Annotated in this window: 2 protein-coding genes; both read left to right on the top strand. The window is 33.4% G+C overall.

The window, feature by feature from the left end:
- Positions 1-1279, top strand: a 1279-nt coding sequence (locus tag C0512_RS15240; protein WP_290863105.1) for a BCCT family transporter, incomplete at its 5' end; no start/stop codon positions are given.
- An 85-nt stretch (positions 1280-1364) separates the two neighbouring features.
- Positions 1365-2309 carry an L-histidine N(alpha)-methyltransferase gene (locus tag C0512_RS15235; RefSeq protein ID WP_290863103.1) on the top strand — a complete coding sequence of 315 codons (945 nt, stop codon included), beginning with the start codon at positions 1365-1367 and terminating at the stop codon, positions 2307-2309.
- Positions 2310-2340: the final 31 nt, after the last annotated feature.

Genomic DNA, 2340 nt, shown 5'->3' with positions numbered 1-2340 from the left:
GTCACTTATTTTTCTGCCTTTCAGCAGAAGGAAATTAGGCGAAACAAAACCAGAGTACTCTTATTTTTCATGGATTGCGTTGTTGTATAGTACTGGCATGGGTTCCGGATTATTATTAAGAGCGGTTCAGGAGCCGATGTATTATTTGCAAAATCCACCTGTAACTGTATATGATTCCAAACAAATTGCACTTCAATATACCTTTTTCCATTGGGGATTTACTCCCTGGGCTATGTATAGCCTTTTTGGGTTAATAGTTGCCTACAACCTTTATAATAACAAAGAGAAAAATTTTTTAACGGCAATTGTAATGAATGTTCGGAATAGTACAATCAAGAAAATTATTCCTTTATTTATTATTGTTATAACTATTGCCGGAGTCATTGCTTCGCTTGGGTTAGGAACAAGTCAATTTATTGGAGGGTTGAATCAATACTTTGAATTAGATCTGGGGTATACATCGCTGTTGATTACAGTTTCAATAATAGGTATAATTGGAACTCTTTCTGCCTTAACAGGAATCTCCAAAGTGATTAAATATCTTGCCGACTTTGACATGACTGTATCGTTGTTGTTATTGGTTTTTGTGGCTTGCTTTCTTAATTTCCATGATTATCTGTGTAATACCATTTTAGCACTTTATCATTATATAATTCATTTCGTTGAGATGAGCCTGTCTATAGGGGATTTTAAAACTACCGAACAGTTCACCAAAGACTGGACTGTTTTTTATTGGGCTTTTTGGTTGGCCTGGGTTCCTTTTACAGGGATATTTATAGCACGAATTTCCAAAGGAAGGACAATTAGAGAGTTTATTTTTGCCACAATATTGGTTCCGGCAATTGCAACTATTATTTGGTTTTCTGTTTTTGCAAACAGTGCATTTGAAATTGTAAAAACCTCAAACACCAGCCAATTCGATAATGTATTTACTTCATTGTTTGTTTTTTTGGAGCACTATCCTTTATCCGTAATTACTGTTTTCTTAGCGGCTATCTTAGTTTTAGTTTCGATAATCAATTCAGTTGATTCGGCCATTTTTGTTTTGGGAATGTTTAGCGACAGCGGAAAAGAAGATCCATCAAAAAAGCATAAACTTTTTTGGGGTATTATTATTACAGCTACTGCGATCGGGCTAAGCGCCGTTGGTAGTAACGACCTGCTTAAAGCAATTAGCAATTTACTTATTATTCTAGCATTACCGTTCAGTCTTTTATACTTGTATATAATCATTTCTTTCGCAAATAAATTAATTAAAAAACAAAAAAAAGGAGCGTAAAAACTGAAATTGGATTGCTTCAGTCTTATGAACCCATTTACTAAAGCTGTTGCCCCAGCACGGAATTAATATTAAAATACTACTAATGTTAGAAGAATTTAAAAAAGAAGTAATTGAAGGGTTAAGCAAAACAGAGCAAAAAACATTGCCTTCAAAATATTTTTATGATAAAAAAGGAGATGCGTTATTTGTAGAAATAATGCGACTACCAGAGTATTATCTTACGCGTGCAGAGATGGAAATATTTCGGAAAAAAACTAACGATATTATTACTGCGTTACAGCTGGATAGAGATAAAAAATACAGTATAGTGGAACTCGGAGCAGGAGATGGCACTAAAACTATACATTTATTAAGAGCTTTAACAAACAGAAATTTTGATTTTGACTATTTACCAGTTGATATTTCTATCGATGCCCTGGATGGAATTAAAACTTTTTTAAATGCTGAACTTCCGACATTAGTTGTGAAACCCAGCCATACGGATTATTTCAAAGCATTAGAAAGCTTAAAGCAGGATGGAACAATTAAGATTATTCTTTTTTTAGGGTCAAATATTGGAAACCTGCTTGATGAGCAGGCAACCGAATTTATTTACCAACTTGGTTCTAGTTTAGCTAAAGGAGACAAAATTATTTTAGGCGTTGATTTGAAAAAAGACAAAGAAATCATCCTGCCAGCGTACAATGACAGTCAGGGGATTACAGCTGAATTTAATTTAAATTTATTGGACAGAATCAATAAGGAATTAGGAGCAGATTTTAATAGAGATTATTTTATCCACGCTCCAGTTTATGATGAAGAAATGGGAATTGCCAAAAGCTATATTAAAAGTTTAGTTAAACAATCAGTTAGGTTAGGGGATCATCAATTTAATTTTGAAAAGGACGAATTGATTCATACGGAGGTTTCAAGAAAGTACGATGATCAAGTTGTGAAGCAAATTTTGTCTAAAACAGATATTACCTGGGAACACAAAATTATCGATAGCAATAATCTTTTTGCGGATTATATTTTAGAAAGAAATTAAGACAGCTCTTCAAGGGATTTTAAACACTCTT

The organism is Flavobacterium sp., assembly GCF_013822155.1.
Classification (GTDB): domain Bacteria; phylum Bacteroidota; class Bacteroidia; order Flavobacteriales; family Flavobacteriaceae; genus Flavobacterium.
This window is presented reverse-complemented; position numbering and strand designations above follow the sequence as displayed.

Coding starts and splice junctions, on each gene's coding strand:
- C0512_RS15235 (WP_290863103.1), top strand. CDS start 1,365: ATGTTAGAAGAATTTAAAAAAGAAGTAATTGAAGGGTTAAGCAAAACA.